20 protein-coding genes are annotated in these 19341 nt (G+C 66.1%); 10 read left to right on the top strand and 10 right to left on the bottom strand.

Going from position 1 to position 19341, the window contains the following annotated elements; translation table 11 throughout:
* Nucleotides 1-694: 694 nt before the first annotated feature.
* Nucleotides 695-2176, top strand: coding sequence for a glyceraldehyde-3-phosphate dehydrogenase (locus ACPCXD_RS22525; protein ID WP_037192819.1), 1482 nt, complete (start codon nt 695-697; stop codon nt 2174-2176).
* A 524-nt stretch (nt 2177-2700) separates the two neighbouring features.
* On the top strand, nt 2701-4107 hold the full coding sequence (locus tag ACPCXD_RS22520) for a selenium-binding protein SBP56-related protein (RefSeq protein WP_160875424.1): 1407 nt from the start codon (nt 2701-2703) through the stop codon (nt 4105-4107).
* 49 nt (nt 4108-4156) lie between these two features.
* On the opposite strand, the gene ACPCXD_RS22515 is transcribed toward ACPCXD_RS22520, so the two are convergent.
* The 3 genes from ACPCXD_RS22515 to ACPCXD_RS22505 all read right to left on the bottom strand — a co-directional run bounded on the left by ACPCXD_RS22515 (nt 4157) and on the right by ACPCXD_RS22505 (nt 6634).
* The gene (locus tag ACPCXD_RS22515; protein ID WP_016696388.1) at nt 4157-4915 is read right to left on the bottom strand and encodes a cutinase family protein; all 759 of its coding nucleotides are present in this window, start codon (nt 4913-4915) and stop codon (nt 4157-4159) included.
* A gap of 139 nt (nt 4916-5054) precedes the next feature.
* Complete coding sequence (locus tag ACPCXD_RS22510; protein ID WP_145692038.1) at nt 5055-5954, bottom strand: alpha/beta fold hydrolase; 900 nt, start codon at nt 5952-5954, stop codon at nt 5055-5057.
* Nucleotides 5951-6634 carry a TetR/AcrR family transcriptional regulator gene (locus tag ACPCXD_RS22505; protein ID WP_160875420.1) on the bottom strand — a complete coding sequence of 228 codons (684 nt, stop codon included), beginning with the start codon at nt 6632-6634 and terminating at the stop codon, nt 5951-5953. The genes ACPCXD_RS22510 and ACPCXD_RS22505 overlap by 4 nt, the downstream gene beginning before the upstream one ends.
* 130 nt (nt 6635-6764) lie before the next feature.
* Here ACPCXD_RS22505 and ACPCXD_RS22500 point away from each other — a divergent pair, with 130 nt between their 5' ends.
* Entirely contained in the window at nt 6765-7412 is a 648-nt protein-coding gene (locus tag ACPCXD_RS22500; RefSeq protein ID WP_423661171.1) for a pyridoxamine 5'-phosphate oxidase family protein, read from the top strand.
* Nucleotides 7413-7436: 24 nt separating this feature from the next.
* Here ACPCXD_RS22500 and ACPCXD_RS22495 read toward each other — a convergent pair whose 3' ends face one another.
* Both ACPCXD_RS22495 and ACPCXD_RS22490 read right to left on the bottom strand, forming a co-directional pair.
* Nucleotides 7437-8720 carry a competence/damage-inducible protein A gene (locus ACPCXD_RS22495; protein ID WP_145708913.1) on the bottom strand — a complete coding sequence of 428 codons (1284 nt, stop codon included), beginning with the start codon at nt 8718-8720 and terminating at the stop codon, nt 7437-7439.
* A 24-nt stretch (nt 8721-8744) separates the two neighbouring features.
* Nucleotides 8745-10229, bottom strand: a complete 1485-nt coding sequence (locus ACPCXD_RS22490; RefSeq protein ID WP_423661170.1) for an adenylate/guanylate cyclase domain-containing protein — start codon at nt 10227-10229, stop codon at nt 8745-8747.
* A gap of 153 nt (nt 10230-10382) precedes the next feature.
* Here ACPCXD_RS22490 and ACPCXD_RS22485 point away from each other — a divergent pair, with 153 nt between their 5' ends.
* From ACPCXD_RS22485 to ACPCXD_RS22475, 3 genes are read left to right on the top strand one after another with little or no spacing between them, the layout of a single operon-like run.
* A complete protein-coding gene (locus tag ACPCXD_RS22485; RefSeq protein WP_229580679.1) occupies nt 10383-10829 on the top strand; it encodes a hypothetical protein in 447 nt (148 codons plus the stop codon).
* Nucleotides 10798-12051 carry an Nramp family divalent metal transporter gene (locus ACPCXD_RS22480; RefSeq protein WP_423661172.1) on the top strand — a complete coding sequence of 418 codons (1254 nt, stop codon included), beginning with the start codon at nt 10798-10800 and terminating at the stop codon, nt 12049-12051. Before ACPCXD_RS22485 ends, ACPCXD_RS22480 begins: the two co-directional genes overlap by 32 nt.
* On the top strand, nt 12048-12443 hold the full coding sequence (locus ACPCXD_RS22475) for a hypothetical protein (RefSeq protein WP_106199662.1): 396 nt from the start codon (nt 12048-12050) through the stop codon (nt 12441-12443). Before ACPCXD_RS22480 ends, ACPCXD_RS22475 begins: the two co-directional genes overlap by 4 nt.
* A 370-nt stretch (nt 12444-12813) precedes the next feature.
* Here the strand turns inward: ACPCXD_RS22475 and ACPCXD_RS22470 are convergent, their stop codons facing one another.
* From ACPCXD_RS22470 to ACPCXD_RS22460, 3 genes are all read right to left on the bottom strand, one after another.
* Complete coding sequence (locus ACPCXD_RS22470; protein WP_186455177.1) at nt 12814-12996, bottom strand: hypothetical protein; 183 nt, start codon at nt 12994-12996, stop codon at nt 12814-12816.
* A gap of 273 nt (nt 12997-13269) precedes the next feature.
* Entirely contained in the window at nt 13270-14040 is a 771-nt protein-coding gene (locus ACPCXD_RS22465) for a helix-turn-helix domain-containing protein (RefSeq protein WP_145692033.1), read from the bottom strand.
* Nucleotides 14041-14248: 208 nt separating this feature from the next.
* On the bottom strand, nt 14249-14950 hold the full coding sequence (locus ACPCXD_RS22460) for an SIMPL domain-containing protein (RefSeq protein WP_145692032.1): 702 nt from the start codon (nt 14948-14950) through the stop codon (nt 14249-14251).
* A 193-nt stretch (nt 14951-15143) separates the two neighbouring features.
* Between ACPCXD_RS22460 and ACPCXD_RS22455 the strand changes: the two genes are divergently transcribed.
* On the top strand, nt 15144-15416 hold the full coding sequence (locus tag ACPCXD_RS22455) for a GlsB/YeaQ/YmgE family stress response membrane protein (RefSeq protein WP_019289453.1): 273 nt from the start codon (nt 15144-15146) through the stop codon (nt 15414-15416).
* Nucleotides 15417-15485: 69 nt separating this feature from the next.
* On the opposite strand, the gene ACPCXD_RS22450 is transcribed toward ACPCXD_RS22455, so the two are convergent.
* Complete coding sequence (locus tag ACPCXD_RS22450) at nt 15486-15905, bottom strand: glutaredoxin domain-containing protein (RefSeq protein WP_145692031.1); 420 nt, start codon at nt 15903-15905, stop codon at nt 15486-15488.
* A 117-nt stretch (nt 15906-16022) separates the two neighbouring features.
* Here ACPCXD_RS22450 and ACPCXD_RS22445 point away from each other — a divergent pair, with 117 nt between their 5' ends.
* From ACPCXD_RS22445 to ACPCXD_RS22435, 3 genes are all read left to right on the top strand, one after another.
* Nucleotides 16023-16703: a phosphatase PAP2 family protein gene (locus ACPCXD_RS22445; protein ID WP_225623558.1), complete on the top strand. Its 681-nt coding sequence runs from the start codon at nt 16023-16025 to the stop codon at nt 16701-16703.
* 325 nt (nt 16704-17028) lie between these two features.
* Nucleotides 17029-17250: a hypothetical protein gene (locus tag ACPCXD_RS22440; RefSeq protein WP_229568205.1), complete on the top strand. Its 222-nt coding sequence runs from the start codon at nt 17029-17031 to the stop codon at nt 17248-17250.
* A gap of 60 nt (nt 17251-17310) precedes the next feature.
* On the top strand, nt 17311-18210 hold the full coding sequence (locus tag ACPCXD_RS22435) for a phosphatidylinositol mannoside acyltransferase (protein ID WP_145692029.1): 900 nt from the start codon (nt 17311-17313) through the stop codon (nt 18208-18210).
* Nucleotides 18211-18244: 34 nt separating this feature from the next.
* On the opposite strand, the gene ACPCXD_RS22430 is transcribed toward ACPCXD_RS22435, so the two are convergent.
* Nucleotides 18245-18901, bottom strand: a complete 657-nt coding sequence (locus ACPCXD_RS22430) for a DUF6920 family protein (RefSeq protein WP_301844330.1) — start codon at nt 18899-18901, stop codon at nt 18245-18247.
* Nucleotides 18902-19341: the final 440 nt, after the last annotated feature.

Raw genomic sequence — 19341 nt, 5'->3', positions numbered from 1 at the left:
CGCTTCAACCGGTTGCAGAGGCGGCGCGACTCGCGTGGCGTACATGCATCGACTGATCAACCCACCCCACCGAGAGCCTCGGTAGGGATGCCGGAGCGGTGCCGTTCGGTATTCCTGAGTCAGGAGCGGCACGGTGTACGAACTGGGCGGCGCAGCCGGGACGCAGCGAACGGGCAGCCACGGCAGCGATATATCGGTCTGCTCGTGGACGCGGCGGTGACCCCTCGAGGATGAGGCTTGCACCTCGAGAGGATAAGGCGAGGGGCCGTAAGAATGATGGTCGTCACCGCTGTGCAGTCAGGTGCAGGACCTGATCCGCATACACCTGTGTGCCAGTAATGTCGATCTACGTGGTGCCCACTGGGACTCTCGATACCATCACGCGACCCCGTCACTGTCGCTGTGACTGGAGACACACGCAGCTCGCTGGTTCATCTACAGCACGGGGCGCCGCGAATGCCTGCCTATCAGAGTAGAAGCGATCAGCTTCCCGCACGCGCGGGCGCGTATCGCCTACCGGGCGTCGACCCGTGAGAGCTCTTTCATATGCTTGGCGGTACGCACGCCGTAATCGGCGTCGGTCGCGTACGGTTCCACCGATCCGGACACCGACCGGCGAGTGACGTGCGTCTCGTCTGGGCTGCACCCAACAGCCTGCGACGTGTCAGACGAGCCGGAAAGGCAGAGGAGCGCAGTGAGCACCCCGGAATTGGCACAGTGGAACTCGCAAGAGGCTATTGCGGAAGCAATGATCCCGATCATCGGCGGTCTGCACCGCCGGCATTCGGTCACGATCTTGCTTCACAGCCGCTCCCTCGTGAACAAGTCGGTGATCGGCATTCTGCGGACGCACCGTTTCGCGCGTCAGATCCGCGGTGACGAGCTGTCGGTCGAGGCGACGTTCCCGTTCCTCGAGGCGCTGACCGACCTCGACCTGCAGCCGTCGAAGATCGACCTCGGCCTGCTGGTGACGGCTTATCAGGCCGAGGGTGCCGGACGGTCCATCCCGGAGTTCGTTGCCGAGACCCTCTCGGACCTGGTCGGCGGTGCTCAGACGAGCCCCGCGAAGCCGCAGGACGTGGTCCTGTACGGCTTCGGTCGGATCGGTCGCCTCGTCGCCCGTCTTCTCATCGAGAAGGCCGGCTCGGGCAACGGCCTGAACCTGCGCGCTGTGGTGGTCCGGAAGGGCAGCGGTGACGACCTGACCAAGCGTGCGTCTCTGTTGCGTCGCGATTCCGTCCACGGGCAGTTCAACGGCACGATCAAGGTCGACGCCGAGAACAACGCCCTGATCGCCAACGGCAACGTCATCAAGTTCATCTACAGCAACGATCCGGCGAGCGTCGACTACACCGAGTACGGCATCGACAACGCCATCCTGATCGACAACACCGGCATCTGGCGCGATCGTGACGGGCTGTCGAACCACCTTCGCCCCGGTATCGCCAAGGTGGTGCTCACCGCGCCGGGCAAGGGCGACCTTCCGAACATCGTGCACGGCGTAAACCACCGCGCCATCGACCCGGACGAGAAGATCGTCTCGTGCGCGTCCTGCACCACCAATGCCATCGTGCCGCCGCTGAAGACCATGGATGACAAGTTCGGTGTGCTGCGTGGCCACGTCGAGACGGTGCACTCGTTCACCAACGACCAGAACCTGCTGGACAACTACCACAAGGCCGACCGCCGCGGTCGTTCCGCGCCGTTCAACCTGGTGCTCACCGAGACCGGCGCAGCTTCGGCGGTCGCGAAGGCGCTTCCCGATCTGAAGGCGAAGATCACCGGCAACTCGATCCGCGTTCCTACGCCGGATGTGTCCGTCGCGATCCTTCACCTTCAGCTGACTCGTGAGACCACCAAGGAAGAGGTGCTCGAGCACCTGCACCAGGAGTCGCTCACCGGTGCGCTGCGCCGCAACCTCGACTACACCTCGGCCACCGACGCGGTGTCGAGCGACTTCATCGGTTCGCGCGCGGCGTGCATCATCGATGCCAATGCAGCGATCGTCGACGGCGACACCGCCATCCTCTACGTCTGGTACGACAACGAGTTCGGTTACTCGTGCCAGGTGGTGCGTACCGTCCAGTACCTGTCGGGTGTGGAATACCCCGTCTACCCCATCACGGAAGCTGGCCCCGTGGAGCATGTCGAGGAACCTGCCACTGCACAGGCATAACAGTCCTGCACGGATAGCAGTAACGACAGCCCTCCAGGGACTCGTCGACGAGGGAACCCATCCTCACCCGAGGATGGGTTCCCTCTTGCGTTGGGCCGTTGGTGGCGTCGAGGAGGAGTAGCGGCCGTCGAAACTCGGGGGAGGTTGTGTGCGGTTCCGGTGAAGAACTCGCACAGAACCTCCCCTTATTCCGTCACTTTTTCGCCGTGCCGCTGCAACCAACCACGGCGGACGCAGCGGGACCTTCGGTGCGAGGACCCCGGACGGGCCGAGAAGTGTTGTCGCGAGTGACAGTCCGCGTTCGTGTTCGTACCGACGAGGCAACGCCTGGAAGCGCGGATACCGCGTATGGAGCGGGGGTTCTACCAGCGACCTGGCGCGCATGTAGCTGTTCTCGTCGGCAGCGGGTGAAGACGGACCATCATCCGGAGCCCTGCTCGCTCCCGTGAGTTCGCCACGGTTCCGTCCCTCGCGCGATCCTCGTACTCTGACTCGTGGGGTCTCCTCGACGAAGGAGGCTGGAAATGAGTCAGCCGATCACAGACCCGACCTTCTATCGGACCGCGGCAGACGCGGCAGCCGCCCCACCGGAGCGATTGGCCTACGTGGTCGCGTTCGATCGTGCGGCGGACAAACCCGACGCCATGAGCGTGATCGACGTGGATCCCGACTCGGACACCTACGGACGGGTGGTGGGCTGGACCGAGGTACCCGGGCTGGGCAACGAACTACATCATTTCGGTTGGAACGCCTGCAGCAGCGCGTTGAAGCACGAAGGTCACGATATGACAGGGTTGGCGCGCAGATACCTCATCGTGCCGGGCATCCGCTCGTCGTCCCTGTACATACTCGACACCGAGCCCGACCCGCGCCAACCCACCGTGGCCAAAGTCGTGGACGCCGCCGATCTCGCCGCCAAGGCGGGTTACTCCCGACCGCACACCTTGCACTGTGGACCGGACGGGGTCTTCATGACCTGCCTGGGTGGTGCCGACGGATCGGACGGGCCGGGCGGGATCGCCCTGCTCGACCACGGCACGTTCGACGTGCTCCGGCAGTGGGAAACCGACCGGGGGCCGCAGTATTTCGCGTACGACGCCTGGTGGCATCTCAACCGGAACACGCTGATCAGCAGCGAGTGGGGCACACCGTCGATGATCGAGAACGGGTTGGTGCCCGAGCTGCTCCTGGCGAACGAGTACGGCCATGCCATCCACTTCTGGGACCTGTCCACCGGTGCGCATCAGCAGCGAGTGGATCTCGGCGCGCAGTACCAGATGCCGCTCGAGTTGCGCCCCTCGCACGACCCGGAGGCCACGTGGGGATTCGTCGGCGTGGTCGTCTCGACCGAGGACCTGTCCGCGTCGGTCTGGCGTTGGCACCCCGGTGACGACGGTTGGGCGGTGGACAAGGTGATCACCATCCCGGCCGAACCCGCAGAGCCGGACCTGCTGCCACCGGCGCTGAAGCCGTTCGGTGCGGTGCCGCCGCTCGTCTCCGACATCGACCTGTCCGTCGACGACGCGTTCCTCTACGTCTCATGCTGGGGCACCGGCGAGCTCAAGCAGTTCGACGTGCGCGACCCCGCTCATCCGAAGGAGACCGGATCCGTCCGACTCGGCGGGATCGTCGGCCGCCGCGCCCACCCGGCGGTACCGAGCGAGCCGCTGGCCGGTGGTCCGCAGATGGTCGAGATCAGCCGGGACGGAAAGCGGGTCTACGTCACCAACTCCCTGTACGGGGCCTGGGACGATCAGTTCTACCCGGACGGGGTCGGCGCCTGGATGGCACTGATGCACACCGACCCTCATGGCGGGATGGAGATCGACGACCGCTTCTTCCCGCACGGCGACGACTTCCGGGGACTGCGGGCGCACCAGGTTCGCCTCCAAGGTGGCGACGCGTCCTCGGACTCCTACTGCTATCGGTAGCGACCGAGTCTGACCCGATTCCACCCGCGCGGCCGACTCCCAGCCTCGGTCAGGGCTGGTAGTCGGGGTACTTCGTGTGCAACTGGAAGTACCCCGTCACGTTCTCCCGGAGCCAGTCCTTGCCGTCCTCGGGTGTGCGACCGTCGCAGACCGCGTCGCCTTCGATGCAGACTCGTTCGACGTGGATCTCGCCGAAGTCGTTCCGGCCGCCGCCGAGCGTCACGCCGGGAGCGACGGGACCCGGGAACAGGGTCTCGACGCCGCGGTCGTCGCGGGGATCGGAGTAGAGGATGCCCGAGATCCGTTCGGGGGGAACGGACCCGTCGGCTGCGATCTCGGCGAGAACGTCGCCGGCGATCGAGGCGCCCTGCGAGTAGCCGAGAATCAGCAGGTCCGAGTCGGGGCAGGTGCTGTGCCGGACGGTGATGGTCTGGCGGAGTCGCTGATGCCCGATCTGCTTCGACCTGTCGTAGGCGATGGTGCCGTCGTCGTCGATGCCGTCGAAGTCGTCGTGCGAGCCGGTCCCGGGCAGCGGCACGACCACTGCGGGGTAGCGGATGTGCTCGACCACGGTGCCGGGAGCCTCGAACCGAGCGGAGATCTTCGCCAAGGGGGATTCCGGATCGATAGAGTCGAGGGTCTCGAAGCCGCGGGTTCCGTCGACGGCGAGGACGTACCGCTCGGGGCAGTTGCGGACCGGGTCGGCGGACGCGGAACCGACCGGACCCGCGACGCTCAGTCCTGCGGTGAGCAGACCTGCGGCGAGCAGGCCGACGGTGCGTGTGCGTCTGCGATCGATCCGGGACATGCGCGATTCTCCTCGTGTGCCCCCGACAGACAACAATTGAGGTCGATGATATCGATGTCCCGTTTGTTCGGCATGTTAAGGATGCGCGCTTTTCGGTGATCATGGTCACCCCCGACCGGTGACTCCGGTGGCATGTCCGTCAGGGCTGCTCGGCCGGGATGCGGGAGGCCAGCTCGGTGATGAAGGCGGCGATCTCGTCGGGGTTCTCTTCGGCCATGAAGTGGCCGCTGGTGGTGGCCCGGTAGGTGAAATCGGGTGCCCACGCCTGCCAGAGAGCCGAGGCGTCGAAGCCCAGTTGAGAGCCCCAGTCCTGGGAGATGACCGCGACGGGCATGGTGAGCCGGGTCCCGCGTTCGCGGTCGGCGAGGTCCATGTCGAGGTCGATGCCGGCGGTGGCGCGGTAGTCGGCCACGATCGAGTCGATGGAGTTGATCGAGCTGGTGACGTAGTGGTCGCGCTCCTCGGGCGTGAAGGTGGTTCCGGTGGGGTCCCACGCGTCGAGGAACGAGCCGAAGAACTCCGGGGCGACGGCGGCGATCATCTTCTCGGGCATCCCTGCGGGCTGGGCCATGAGATAGAGATGCCAAGCCACCTTCGCGTTCACGCCCTGGAGTACGGCCCAGGTGTCCATCGTGGGAAGGACATCGAGGATGCCGAGGTAGTCGACGGCGTCGGGGTGGTCGAGTCCTGCGCGGACGGCGACGAGCGCACCGCGGTCGTGACCGACGAGCCCGAAGTGGTCGAAACCGATCTCGTGGGCGACGGCGATGATGTCGTTCGCCATGGTGCGCTTGGAATACGTCTCGGGGTTGTCGGCTGGGGGTTGGTCGCTGGCACCGTAGCCGCGCAGGTCGGGGACGATCACAGTGTGGTCGTCGGCGAGTGTGCGGGCGACGTGGCGCCACATGTAGTGGGTCTGCGGGAAACCGTGCAGCAGGACGACAGCCGGCCCCTGGCCACTGATGGCGACGTTGAGCTTCACGCCGCCGTCCCCGGCTATCGTGCGGTAGGTGAAGTCCTCGATGGTGCAGCGGGTCATGGGGTCTCCGTAGTCGTAGTCGTGGTGGAGGTTTCGGGGTGGCCGGAGAAGATGCCGGCGGGCAGGTCCGTTCGGCCGGCGGACGCGGTGAGCGCGGGAATGATGACGGTGTCGACGAGGGCTTCGAGGTAGGTGTCGTCGACGGTGAGACCGTTCGCTCGTCGCAGGAGCAGGACTGTGCCCACGACCTCCTCGTATGCGAATGGTTGAGCGCCCGAAGGGAGTTCGCCTCGTGCAACGGCATCGTCGAGGACCGCCTGGGGGAGGCGTGCGCCTGTCGGGCCGACGGTCTCCTCGATGGCGTCGCACAACTCCGGGTCTTCGAGTCCCGCGTGGAGCAGCATGAAGGCGGCGTTGCTGTCGGTTGCGGACATGGTGAGGCTGAGGCGTTGCGCAAGCATCAGCAGATCGTCGCGGAGTGTGTCGCCCCGCCGGAGTGGGACCGCCGAGGGATGCGCAGGGGCGTCCTTCACTGCTGCGAGCACCATGTCGCGCTTGGACGGCCATCGTCGATACAGCGTTGCCTTCGACGCCTGGCAACGTCGAGCGACCGCTTCGAACGTCACGCCCTCGTAGCCTCCCTCAGCCAGTAGTTCGAGAACGGTGGTAGTGATCCGACGCTCGAGTTCGGCATCGCGTGGACGTCCGCGTTGCGCAGGCGGCTCATTCAGATACGACACGTTCCGTATCGTAAACCAGACGGCCGCTGTTCGGCGAACTGCAGGGTCGACACCCGCGTCTTTCCGGTCACGGTCGATTGTGATGCACTGTCTCGTTGTCGGCATAACGGACATCGGCGAGGAGATCGGTATGGGATTGAGGTATCACCATCTGGCGTTCGGCCCGGAGGCGGTCGCTCGTCAGGAAGCTGCGGGCAGCATCGTTGCCTATGGTGCCGACCTCGACGAACCCGACCGAGGACCTCAGCCGTTGGGCGACCGGGAACTCGCTCTCGTACGCGAAAGCTTCCAGTTCCATATGGCGACGGTGACCCCGAGCGGATGGCCCTATGTCCAGTACCGCAGCGGACCCGTCGGGTTCCTGCACCACCTCGGTGGGCAGACGATCGGGTTCGCGGACCACCGAGGCAATCAACAATTCGTCTCGGTCGGGAACATCGCGGACAACGGAAGGGTCGCGCTGTTCCTCGCGGACCTTCCGCTGAAGAGGCGGTTGAAGGTCTTCGGTACCGCGCGGGTGGTCGATGCGGACGACGACCCGCAGCTTCTCGACCGGCTGCGCGATCTCGGTGACGGTCGGAGAATCTCGGCGCGATGCGAGCGAAGCATCGTCATCGAGGTCGAGGCCTTCGACTGGAACTGCTCCCGGAGCCTGATCCCGCAGTACACCGACGAAGCGGTCCGCGCCCGGATCCGTCCCTACATCGACGAAATCAACGATCTCCGCGCCCAAGTGGATTCTCTCCGGGCCCGGTTGGAGGCGGTAGGGGAGAACTGACAACGACCGGCGGTACGTGCCGGCTCAAGCCCGTTCGAGCTGTGCGACAACCAGATGCAGTGCCGCCGTGGTGGTGAGAGTTCGGACCCGTTCTCGGTCTCCGGGGAAGCGGCGGGTGACCGTGTACGTCGGTCGTCCCTCGATTGCGACGCCGAAGCACACCGTGCCCACCGGCTTGGCCTCGGTGCCGCCGTCGGGGCCGGCGATCCCCGTGGTGGAGACCGCGACGTCGACCTTCAGGCGACGTCGAGCACCCTCAGCCATGGCTGCGGCGACCTGTTCGCTCACTGCCCCGTGCTCCGCGATCATCTCCGCCGGGACGTCGATGAGATCGGACTTCGCATCGTTGGAATACGAGACGACGCCTCCCATGACATAGGCCGACGACCCGGGGCGGTCGGTGAGACGCGCGGCGACGAGCCCGCCGGTGCACGACTCCGCAGTCGCGATCGTACGGCCGTCGAGGGCGGCGATCAGATGATCGTCGATGGTGGAACCGTCGGTCGAGAAGATCTGGCGGCCATGGTGTTCGGTGAGGACATCGAGAAGGCGGTGATAGATGTCCGCGTCACCGGAGGCAACTCGCGTCACCATGTCGAGTTCGCCGTGACGAAGGCATGTGGTGATCTCGAGGCGTTCGAGGCCGGCGATCTCTGCTTCGGCCCGGCGCAGCGTCTCGGCGAGCTGTGCCTCGTGCAATCCGTAGGCGCGCACAGTGTGTTGCTGCAGGTCGTCGGCTCGCGACAACACGTCGGCGACCGCGGGGGAGGAGACCGCGCTCGGCCACATCGCCTGCAGCTCGCCGGGCGGGCCGGGCAGGATGACGACGGTCGGTACGGGCCGCTCGCCGGTGACCGCCGGGATGACCACGCCCGGTGCTGTGCCGGTGGGCGGCAGTGCGGTGGCACCGGCGGGAACATGTGCCTGCTTGCGGACCCCGGTACGCGTCGGCCCCGCGTCGAGATCCGGCGTGTCCGGGCGGAAGCGGCGGATGACACCTGCGATGTGTTCTTCGAGTTCGGGATCGAGCAGCAGTTCGCGATCGCAGAACTCGGCGACGGTGGGGATGGTCAGGTCGTCGGCGGTGGGACCGAGACCCCCGCTGGTGACGATGAGATCGACGCCCTGCTCGGCGAGGAAACGCAGCTGTGCGGTCAGGTCGGCGGGCCGGTCACCGCAGATCGTGATGTGGGCGACGTCGACGCCGAGTTTCAGGAGTTGGTCGGACAGCCACGGTCCGTTCAGGTCGGAGATCCGCCCGGTCAGCACTTCGGTCCCGGTCACGATGATTCCTGCACGTACGCTCACGGAGCCGAGCCTAGTCGGCGACGATCATCGTGGACGCCTCGCTGCTCTGTTGCGACGGTCTGCGAGGCGGGCGAGCTCACGAAGCATGCCGGGAGCCCGGCGCGCCATGGTCAGTACTGCGCGGTCCGAGACGGTCGGACGTGGTGGCACCGGAGGCTGTGCAGGACGGGCCCCGACCGTCGCCCTGAACACCTGCACCTGACCGGGCACACCTTTGAGCCGATGCCTGCCCAGGTCGGTGAAATCGAAATCTCCGCCGACCGCAAGCTCGCGCACCGCCTGTGAGCATCGCACCTCCCCAGGCCCGGAGGACGCAGCGATCCGCGCTCCGACGTGGACCGTCATTCCGGTCAACCCGGGACCGGCGCGGGTGACCGCCCCGACATGCACACCGGACCGCACGGTGAATCCGAGAGTCGATGTGGCTCGGATGATCCGGTGTGCGCACTGCAGCGCGGCCACGGGACCGTCGAACACACTGAGGGTCCCATCGCCCGCGATGCCCACCAGCGTGCCTCCGCCGGCCTCGACCTCCGCACGCACGAGTCGGTCGTGCGCGCCCAGCAACCTCGCGAACCGGTTGTCACCGACCTCCGCGAGCAGATCGGTGGAGCGGACGACATCGGTGAACAGAACCGCGCCCAGGAACCGATCGGCGTCGACCGGATGGTCCGTGCCGCTGACGAGTTCCTCCACGTGGTCGAGAACAGGGATCAGCACTTCACCCAGCGTTGCACCGAGGGGGATCGGTGGCAGTTCGTAGAAGCGGCCGTTCGGAATCTGCGCGGCCATCCTGCGGCCGGCCTCTCGAGCGAACAGAGTCTCCGGCTGATGCAGCACCTTCGTCGGGCATTGGATTGCCGGCAGAATCGAGGAGTAGTTCGCGCGGAGAGCCCACTCGAGATGTTTCTGGGCAGTTCTCGGTGTGGCGGAGCAGCGTTCGAGCAGCGCCATGATGCGTCGATTGTGCGGGACATCGAGGGTCGGGTGCGTCAGGGACGTGAGCTTCCCTTGACCCCAGCATGCGTACGCATCCCGATACGACTCGACGAACCGGTCTCGCTCGTCAGCAGTCCATCCCGGTGGCGGATCACCGTCGGACAGCAGGGTATCGGACCAGGGTTCGGCGAGGACCAGTCCGGAAACGCGGTCGGGGTGCCGAGCGGCTACCAGGGCGAGGGGCCCGCAGGTGCTGGCCGCGCCGACGAGCGTGGCGCGATCGACCTCGGCGTCGTCGAGCACCGCGATGACGTCGTCGGCCTGCTCCTCGAGCGTGGGGACGTGCTCGACGGGATCGGACAGTCCGAATCCGCGGCGCTGGAAGAACAGCGAACGCGCGAAGCGGGCACAACGTTCGAAGTTGTAGTGGAAGTGCGGATCGGTCCACATCAGGTCCGGATGCATCATGTCTTCGAAGAACCACGCGATCGGATATGGCCCCTCACCCACGATCTGATACGCCAGTGCGGCGCCGTCGCGCTGGATGTACCGCGTCACGGGCGGATCCATGGGAACAACGATAGGCGCCGGTCGACAGCGCGACGAGTGTCGGCTGCCGAAACCGACCGGCGACGGAAACCGGCCTCTATCGTGAGGTTGGTGAGGAAAGCGTGGTCTTCACGGCGCGTCTCGCGTGAGACGGGTGGACGCCGGAGCAGGGGTGTGCTGCTTTCTGTGGTCGCTGCAGCGCTGCTCCTGGGTGTCTTCGCATCAGGGTGCGCTTCGATGCGCGGCGGGGTGGAAGGCGACTTCGGTCGGGCAGCGCAGCAGATCGGTTCGGCGGCGGTCTCGGCTCAGCTGAGCCTGCAGGTTTTCGCCGACGGTCGCAACACCACCGCCGCCACGGACACCGCCCTGTCGGACATGCTCGAGGAGGTCGACCAGGCCGTCTCGGCAACCGCGGATCGAGAAGTGGACACCCCCGACCAGGGAACCCTGCGCGCCGAGGTCCTGCAGGCGGCGAACACGGTTACCGGACAGATCATCCGGGGACGAGACATCGTTGCGGGAGTCGGCGAGCAGACCGAGCTGACTGCGGTTGCGGCCGAGCTCGGACGTGCAGGTACGGAGTTGCTCGATCTCGGAGACCGCCTCGAGGCGGCCGGATGAAGACTTCGCCGTCGCTCTCGGAATCCTCACCGCGATCGGGGGATTCCTCGACATCGGTGATCTGGTCACCAATGCAGTGGTGGGCGCGCGTTTCGGGTTGTCCCTGGCCTGGGTGGTGCCGGTAGGCGTGCTGGGAATCTGTGTCTTCGCGCAGATGTCCGGTCGCGTCGCTGCGGTCAGCGGCCGAGCCACTTTCGAGATCATTCGCGAACGTCTCGGGCCGCGCATGGCAGTGGCGAATCTGAGCGCGTCGTTTCTGATCAACCTGTTGACGTTGACCGCCGAGGTCGGTGGTATTGCGCTGGCGTTGCAGTTGGCGAGCAGTGTGAACCCGAAGTTGTGGATTCCGGTAGCCGCCCTGGCGGTGTGGCTGGTGATCTGGCGGGTGAGGTTCTCGGTGATGGAGAACGTCACCGGGGTCGTCGGACTGTGCCTGGTCATGTTCGCAGTGGCGGTGTTCCTTCTCGGCCCGGATTGGGGGCAGCTCGCGGACCAGGTGTTCACTCCATCCCTGTCGGACGGCGAAAACCTGGCGGCATATTGGTATTACGCGATCGCGTTGTTCGGTGCGGCGATGACTCCGTACGAGGTGTTCTTCTTCTCCTCCGGGGCGGTGGAAGAGAAGTGGACGGTGCGAGATCTCGCGAAGTCCCGGCTCAACGTCCTCGTGGGATTTCCCCTCGGTGGCATCCTCTCGGTGGCCATCGCCGCCCTGTCTGCGATCGTGCTGATGCCCGGTGGGATAGAGGTGTCCAGCCTGTCGCAGGTGCTGATTCCGGTGGCGGAGGCGGGAGGAAAACTGGCGGTCGCAGTGATCGTCCTCGGGATCGTGGCGGCCACCTTCGGCGCGGCGCTCGAAACCGCGCTGTCCGGTGGCTACACCCTGGCGCAGTTCCTGGGATGGTCGTGGGGCAAGTTCCGACGGCCGGTGGAGGCGGCGCGATTCCACCTGACCATGCTGGTGTTGCTGATCGTCGCCGTCGGTGTGCTGATGACGGGAGTGGACCCGATCCTGGTCACCGAGTACTCGGTGGTGTTCTCCGCAATCGCCCTGCCCTTGACGTATCTACCGGTTCTGATCATCTCCAACGACCCGCAGTACATGGGCGAGCATGTCAACGGCCCGGTCGTCAACGCGATCGGTACCGTCTACCTGGTGATCATTGTCGCCGCCTCGGCAGCGGCGATACCGTTGATGATCGTCACCGGAGCAGGACAATGAGCAGATCAGAGCACCCAGCCGGCACCGACCGAGACGGTCGGCTGATCGATGCCCGCCTGCACCTGCTGGACCGGCAGATCCTCGACTGTGACGGCGTACCGGTGGCCACGGTCGATGACATCGAACTCAGCGGCATCGAATCCGACGGCGTCACCTCGTCAGCACCGCGTATCGAGGCGATCCTCACCGGCTCAACCTTGATGACTCGGATCTTCGGGGGCTGTCTGCCCCGAAGCCGCTTGCATCGCATCAAGTGGGACGACGTTGCCGAGGTCGGTATCATTCTCCGGCTACGAGTGCGGTCCGAGGCCTTGGATGCGACGTGGCCCGAGCGATGGGTACGGGACCAGATCATCGGCCGCATTCCCGGGGGCCGCCATGCTCCTGACTGATCTGCTCGACCTGCCCGTCCACGAGCACAACGGCGACCACGTCGGGTGGGTGTGCGATATACGCTTCCGCCTCCCTGCTCGTCCGGCTGTATCGGACAGTGGGGGAGTGCCGTCGCCGGAGGTCGTCGGCCTTCTCCTCTCGCCTCACCGGCGCGGCTCGTACCTCGGATTCGAACGCACCGATGTGCGTGCCCCGGTGTTGCTCGCTCGGTGGATCCGGTGGCGCCACCGCGGGACCTGCCTGGTTCCGTGGTCCGATGTCGATCGCGTCGAGGACGGGGCTGTCGTGCTGGACGCGCACTATCGTCGGAAATCGCCGCTGTTGAGCCGCTGACCGATCACGCCGCAGCCTCGACGATGCTGGGCAGAGCTACCACGCTCCGGCGGCGGCACGTCGCTGCTGCCGACGCCCACCTTTTCCGTCGTGACGTCGCCGCCCCGGTATCCGCTGCGCGCGTCGACGCAGCGCGAGCTCGTGCTGCAGACGCTCCGCAGAAAGCTTGCCCGGACCATGGATGCTCGTGCCATCCGGCCGTTCGATCGTGGTGGCCATCGCTGTGTCTCTCCTCGAGAATCTCGAAATTCGCCAGCGCCCAGTAGTACTCTTCGACGAGTACTGGGGCAACGGAATTTTCGCCCTCACCGCCGAGGACGAACGAACACCGAGTCGACGGCCACTTCGATAGGGGTTCCCGACATCATCACCACCCCTCGCCGTCGATAGCTCAGCGAGACTGTCTACCGCAGAACGTCACCTACCTCTCATGAGACAACCGATCCATTCGATCGGTCAACGGAATTCGGCCGGGCACCGCCGCAGTGGATCTCAGGCCGCAGCCGGTGCCCGACATCCGCATCGCACGGCACGCCCCTGCTCGTCGTCGGGAAGCCACCCGTACTCGTCGCAGTCGCCGCACTTCGGTTGGAGGACAAGGGGCGTCGGCAGCGACCGCCATAACGGCAACCATCCGTGCGCCAACCGCATCGGATTGCCCGGTCTGTGCACGGAATTCGCTGCCGCAACGAGAGCCGGCACACCATGCGTGGCGACGAGTGCTTCGATCGCCGCTGCCGCATCGGGTTTGAGGTAGACGAAGGTTGCGGTGAGTCCGGCCCGTCTGCAGGCTGCCGCAAGCTCGACCACCGCCGGACCGAGCGGTGCTTTCGTGACGCGCGGTGTGCGGTTGGTTTCCGTCCTTGGTGTATCGGTACTTGAAAGAGCGCCTGGGTCTCCGATGTCCGCGCTGCCGCGGGTCGGATTCTCAGGCGCCGGGTCGGTGACGGGACGTTCGTAGATGGTCTGGATGGTGATCCACTGGCCGAGCTCGTTCTGGATCTTCTCGCGTACCAGGTAGCCGAGGTCGGCGAGCTCGCGTAAAGCCGATCGGATGGCGTCGCGACCTTCTTTTGGTGACTGCGCCGCGATCGAGTCGGCGCGGGTGCGCCAGTCGTCGGGCTTGGACAGCAACCAGGCGAGCACGCCCCGTGCGCGGAAGGACAAACGCTCGTCGGTGATGACGGCATTGCTCAGGACGGTGAAGTTGGCGGCAAGGCGCGGTCCACGACGCACGCCGCCGGCCAGGGTATTCTGACCCACGTTCGACTCCTGTTCAGTCGGACATCCGGCCCGTCGGGAGTTGCAGCTCCTGGCGGGCCTTATTCGATTGTGGCCGCGCGGATCGGCGGCGTGCTGGCATCGTGCCACCGTCTGTACAAGGCGCGCAAGGAATCAAGCGGGGGGTGCTCGAATTTCGGTGTTCTCGACCTCGCTGAGCGGGGTCCGGAACACCGAATTTTCACCGGCGCTAGGGGGAAGCTTCGAACCGCGCCTCGACGTCGGCGGTGAGGGTGACGCGGTCGGGTTCGAAGACCAGCTCGGGTTCGGCGGACTCGGGTGCGCTCATCGCATCCGAGCGCAGCATCGCGGTGCGCATCATCGGAGCGCCGCCCGCATGGACGGGTGAGGGCTGGGAGCCGAGCATGCCCGGATCGGCGATGGCCACCGCACGAATAGTGTCGAGACCCAGCGACGTCGTGTACGCCTTCGCCTTGTCCAGGGCGTCGCGGACGGCGAGGTCGCGGACCTGTGCGAGTCGCTTCTTCCGGGCCTTGCGGGTGATCCACCACTGGAGATCGGCGACGGTGACCACCTCGAGTTCGGCGACCCGTTCGACGAACGCACCCACAGCGTCGAACTCGTGGAAGGCGACGGTGATCGACGCCGACGAGTTGTACACCCACGGGCGGTTCTTGCCCTCGCGGTTGAACGGGCGCCGCCGGCTGTGGCGCACCCGATCGAAGGTCCACCGCTTCACGGGGCTCGGGGTGCGCTTGCGCAGTTCGGTGATGAGATCGGTGATGGTGGCGACGGCCGCGGTCACCGGTTCGGCGGACTGCTTGCGCGAGGAGCCGTCGGCGTGCACCCGCAACACCACTGTGCACCGGTTGGGTGCGACGGTGCGCTCGGCGTGCCCGGTGACGGTGATCGTGACGGGAGGCTGGGTCATGCGCACGAGTGTGCCAGCGCGAGCCGTCCCCGTCGGGCAGACGGCACGTGCCACGGTCGGAACCGCCGAATCCGACCTTCCGGGCGTCGCATTCGTGCCACTCTGAAGTTGTCAGAAGTGAGAGGTGTGACTGGTGGGACGACTGGGTATCTGAGTTGTGTCGAACTAGCCAGTGTTCATGAAAGGACTGCACATGCTCGGACTCGGAATCCTCGGTTGGATCATCATCGGTGGTCTCGCCGGTTGGATCGGCAGCAAGATCATGGGCACCGACGCCCAGCAGGGCATTCTCCTCAACATCGTCGTCGGCGTCATCGGCGGCTTGATCGGTGGTTTCCTGCTGAAGGTCTTCGGCGTGGATGTCGAAGGCGGCGGACTGATCTTCAGCTTCCTGACCTGCCTCCTCGGCGCGGTCATCCTGCTGTTCCTCGTCAAGGCCGTCACCGGTCGAGGCGTGCGCCGCTGACCGCTCTGCGTCAACGAGGTCCCGGATCCACACGGATCCGGGACCTCGTTCATGTCGGGGGTCGTCTCGTCAGACCAGTTGATCGCGAAACCAACGTGGGTCGGGATTGGTATGCGACACGTCGCCGACGAACACCGTCGGCACCGTCTCGTTCCCGCCGTTGACTTCCCGGACCCGAGCGGCCGCAGCGGGATCCCGCCAGATGTTCACCCAGATCGCGCGACGCGCGCGAGTGCGCAGGGTGGCGCGCAACCGGATACAGAACGTGCACCCCGGGCGCCAGTACACCACCGGAACGCCGCGGGCTGCGGCGTCGCGACGGGCGGTGGCGTCGTCGACGTGATGGGGGAGGAACAGGGGAGAGACGACCCAGGCGAGGGCGAGGAGCAGTACTGCCGTCACCACCGAGGTCACGTCGAATGCGCCGGTGAGCAGAACGACGGCCGCGACGGCCACCATCGTTGCGGAAAGGATCCAGGTTCGCCACACCCCTGTGAGCCTAGTTCCGTCGAGCCCTACCGAAACCTGCCGAGTGAGACGCACGGCGGAACCCGCCCGACCTGCCGGTCTGCAGCCGGTCGAGATGGCGCGATAGCGTATTCGGTCATGGTCGTCACCGAGAGTTCACCTCCTGTATCCCCGCGGTTGGTCCGCTCGATGTTCATCCCTGCCGTAGGGGTGGCGCTCGTGCTGACTCTTCTCGCGGCGGCGACGGTGCCGATGCGCGACCGCCTGTATCTGTCCGTAGCCCAGACCGTCGAGGGATCCTTCCTCGGACCGCTCGCAGGTCTCGTCGCCGACAAGGGGTTGCTCGTCCTTGTCGCCTTCACCGGTGTGCTCGCGGCATGGCTGTGGCGGAACGATCGCCGCGGCTTCGGCACCCTCGCCGTCGGCGGCACCGGTGTCGTGGGTGCCTACCTGTCGAGCGAACTCGTCAAGCTCGTGGTGACGGAACCGCGACCGTGCCGCGCACTCGGCATCGAGACGGTGCTGGAATGCCCCGAAGTGGGTGACTGGTCCTGGCCGTCGAACCACTCCGTCATCGCGGCGTCGTTCGCCACGGCGTGTGTCCTCGCGGCTCCGCGTCTGATCTGGCTGGTCGCTCCGCTCGCCGCAGTGCTCGCCTTCTCTCGGGTGACGGTGGGGGTGCACTACGTCCACGACGTGCTGTCGGGTATGGCGCTCGGCGTGTTGGTGGTTGCGCTGGTCGTCGTGGTGCTTCTGCCGTTCGCGTCGCGGCTTCCGATCCTGTCGCGCGAGGCACCGGCGGTCCCGCCCACCGAGTAGGCGCACCGAATACAGCACACCGAATCCGGCTGTCGGCAGAGCAATCTGCAGGCAGCCGGATTTTTGTTCGCAAGTTGGACGGGGCGGGCGTGGTTCGTTACCGAGGTCCCTCGGTCGCTGCAGTGGACCCGGTTTGCACGACCATCGGCTCTGCATCGGGCCGGCGGTCGTTCTCGACGATCCGGACGACGTATCGGTCCCCGACCCGTCGGCCGAGTCTTCGCCTCATTTCGACTCTGTTCTTGCTCAGTGGGAGTACGACGGCGTCGAGTACATCAGCCGAGTGAGTCTCGAGGGCCGCGGCCGCACGGGAGAGACAGTCCGCATGGGGGTCGACGAGACGGGCAACTACATGCCGGTTCCCCGCACCGGTACCGAGAATGCGGTCACGGCGCTCGGTGCGGCTCTGGTGATTCTCGTCCTCGGCACCGTGGCATGCTCGCTCACGCTGTTCGGCGTCCACGTCGTGATGAACCGGCAGAGACTGTCTCGGTGGGACCGTAAGTGGCAGGAAGCAGGACGACTCCCGGGGTGGCCGATCGGGTGAACGTCGCGCAGCGCCCGTCGTGATGGTCATCGTTGTCGACCTCCGCGTTCGGGGTACTCGATGCGCATGAAGGATCGGGCCTGGGATCTCGCATACGCCGCCGGTTGGTGGGCGGTATGCGCGCTACCGGAGGAGCCGGCGAGGCGCTTGTTCGAGATGGCCGCGGATCGAGCGGCCCGAAACGGCGGACCGACCCAACTACGCCGCAACCTCGCTCGGGTGTTGTCCACCACTCCCGATCAGGTACCGGATGAACTCGTACGCGCGAGCCTGCGTTCGTACGCGCGATATTGGTGCGAAGCGTTCCGCTTGCCGTCGATGGATCCGGTACGGCTGGCCGAGACCATCGACTCCGCGGCCACCGGTCTCGAACATATCCATACGGCCGTCGCGCGTGGGCGCGGCGCAGTGTTGGCGCTTCCGCACAGCGGAAACTGGGACCTGGCGGGAGTGTGGATCGTACAGCGGATCGGCACACCGACCGTCGTCGCCGAGCGGCTGCAACCGGAATCGTTGTTCCGCCGCTTCGTCCGGTTCCGTGAAAACCTGGGTTTCGAGATCATCCCGCTCACCGGCGGCACTGTCCCACCGTTCGAACAGCTGGCCGTCCGGATCCGGGAGGGACGGTTCGTCGGACTCCTCGGTGAACGGGATCTGACGGGAACGGGCGTGCCGGTCACCTTCTTCGGCGAACCGGCCTGCATGCCGGCCGGCCCGGCCAAGCTCGCGATCGATACCGGCGCACCGCTGCTGCCGGTGCACTGCTGGTTCACTCCGGGCGGATGGGGATTCCACGTCGACGCACCGATCGATACCGCAGGCGGCGTCCACGCCACAACCCAGAGGCTGGCCGATCGGTTCGCGGCCGGTATCGCCGCGCATCCCGCCGACTGGCACATGCTGCAATCGGTGTGGACGGCCGACCGGCGGGACCACACACAGACACCCGGCAGGGAGTGACGACGCCGGTTCTCGCGGCTGGCCTCGTAGACCGTCAGAAGAAGTCGGCAGAGGTGATCTCGGCGCGGAAGAACTCGCCGTCCCCACCGGTACCCGTGTCCCAACTCGCGCGGATCCGCGAGGCGATCGTCATGCCGCCGAACCGGCGTTCGGCCTCGACCGCGACGATGAACGGATACCGGCCGAACTCATGATTGTCGGGGTTGCCCCACCGCAGCATCCGCACCCCGCACAATGCCCCGTCATCGGCGACATCCAGACGCACGGTCTCCTTGCGTCCATCCACCGTCCAGGTCGCCGAGGCGACGAATTCGTCGCCCCGCCACCGTGCGAGGGGAAATGTTGTGGGCACGAAAATGCTCTCCCCGGCCAGGCGACCGGCCGCACTGTCGCTGACATCCGGACCATCGGCAGACATCACCGGGATGATTCCCCCGATCCGCCAACGCATCTCGCCACACCCGTCGGTGAAACGATCGTACCCCGACACGGACAGCGGGCCGATCCGAGTGGTCGCAGCCCAGATGAACCCCGTCGCCGGAGCGAGGAGTTGCACGGCGGTGAACGGTCGCCAGGAGCCGAGTCTGATCTCCCCGGACATCTCCAACCGTGCAGCTGCGGCCATCGGCGTGCCCTCAGCGACGGCATGATCGATCCAACGCCGCGCAGCAGGTGGCAGGGATGCGGTCATTGCCGGCGCGAACCGCTTACCGGTGCCCTTGACCTCGGACAGAGCGCGCCAGTGTGCGCCGACATGATGAGCGGCGCACGGAACAGCTGGTGCACGGCCTATGCGCACGAATCCTCCACCGGTCGGCTCAGCCCTTGACGATGCTTCGCTCGGACTCGGTGCTTCATCGGTGGGGTGGGCCGATACTCGCTGATTCCAGCACATTATGCCCGGCCCCGTGTCCTTGCCGATGGAATAGTCGATCGTCGCGCTGTAGGAAATCTCGGTCGGTCGCGGGTGGCGTCGCGGGGTAGACGGTCGTCCGAGACGGAAGAGGTACACATGCGCGCCACGGGTTGAGGACGCCGATTGTGGGGATGGTGGCTTTCGTCGCTGGCGCGATAGTGGTAGCAGTCTCAACCGAACTAGGTTGCGCGGGCCGGGACGCGAGCGGTTGGTTC

Source organism: Rhodococcus sp. AB351, from assembly GCF_049538275.1.
Classification (GTDB): Bacteria; Actinomycetota; Actinomycetes; order Mycobacteriales; family Mycobacteriaceae; genus Rhodococcus.
Note: the sequence above shows the minus strand (reverse complement) of the source record. Positions and strands in the feature narration are given on the sequence as shown.

Bases quoted from the DNA above. Each gene is read 5' to 3' on its own strand.
- ACPCXD_RS22490 (WP_423661170.1), bottom strand. From the start codon at position 10,229: ATGGATCCGCCCGTGACGCGGTACATCCAGCGCGACGGCGCCGCACTG.
- ACPCXD_RS22520 (WP_160875424.1), top strand. From the start codon at position 2,701: ATGAGTCAGCCGATCACAGACCCGACCTTCTATCGGACCGCGGCAGAC.
- ACPCXD_RS22510 (WP_145692038.1), bottom strand. From the start codon at position 5,954: ATGACCCGCTGCACCATCGAGGACTTCACCTACCGCACGATAGCCGGG.
- ACPCXD_RS22500 (WP_423661171.1), top strand. From the start codon at position 6,765: ATGGGATTGAGGTATCACCATCTGGCGTTCGGCCCGGAGGCGGTCGCT.
- ACPCXD_RS22460 (WP_145692032.1), bottom strand. From the start codon at position 14,950: ATGACCCAGCCTCCCGTCACGATCACCGTCACCGGGCACGCCGAGCGC.
- ACPCXD_RS22475 (WP_106199662.1), top strand. From the start codon at position 12,048: ATGAGCAGATCAGAGCACCCAGCCGGCACCGACCGAGACGGTCGGCTG.
- ACPCXD_RS22435 (WP_145692029.1), top strand. From the start codon at position 17,311: ATGCGCATGAAGGATCGGGCCTGGGATCTCGCATACGCCGCCGGTTGG.
- ACPCXD_RS22445 (WP_225623558.1), top strand. From the start codon at position 16,023: ATGGTCGTCACCGAGAGTTCACCTCCTGTATCCCCGCGGTTGGTCCGC.
- ACPCXD_RS22430 (WP_301844330.1), bottom strand. From the start codon at position 18,901: ATGACCGCATCCCTGCCACCTGCTGCGCGGCGTTGGATCGATCATGCC.
- ACPCXD_RS22470 (WP_186455177.1), bottom strand. From the start codon at position 12,996: ATGGCCACCACGATCGAACGGCCGGATGGCACGAGCATCCATGGTCCG.
- ACPCXD_RS22515 (WP_016696388.1), bottom strand. From the start codon at position 4,915: ATGTCCCGGATCGATCGCAGACGCACACGCACCGTCGGCCTGCTCGCC.
- ACPCXD_RS22440 (WP_229568205.1), top strand. From the start codon at position 17,029: ATGGGGGTCGACGAGACGGGCAACTACATGCCGGTTCCCCGCACCGGT.
- ACPCXD_RS22455 (WP_019289453.1), top strand. From the start codon at position 15,144: ATGCTCGGACTCGGAATCCTCGGTTGGATCATCATCGGTGGTCTCGCC.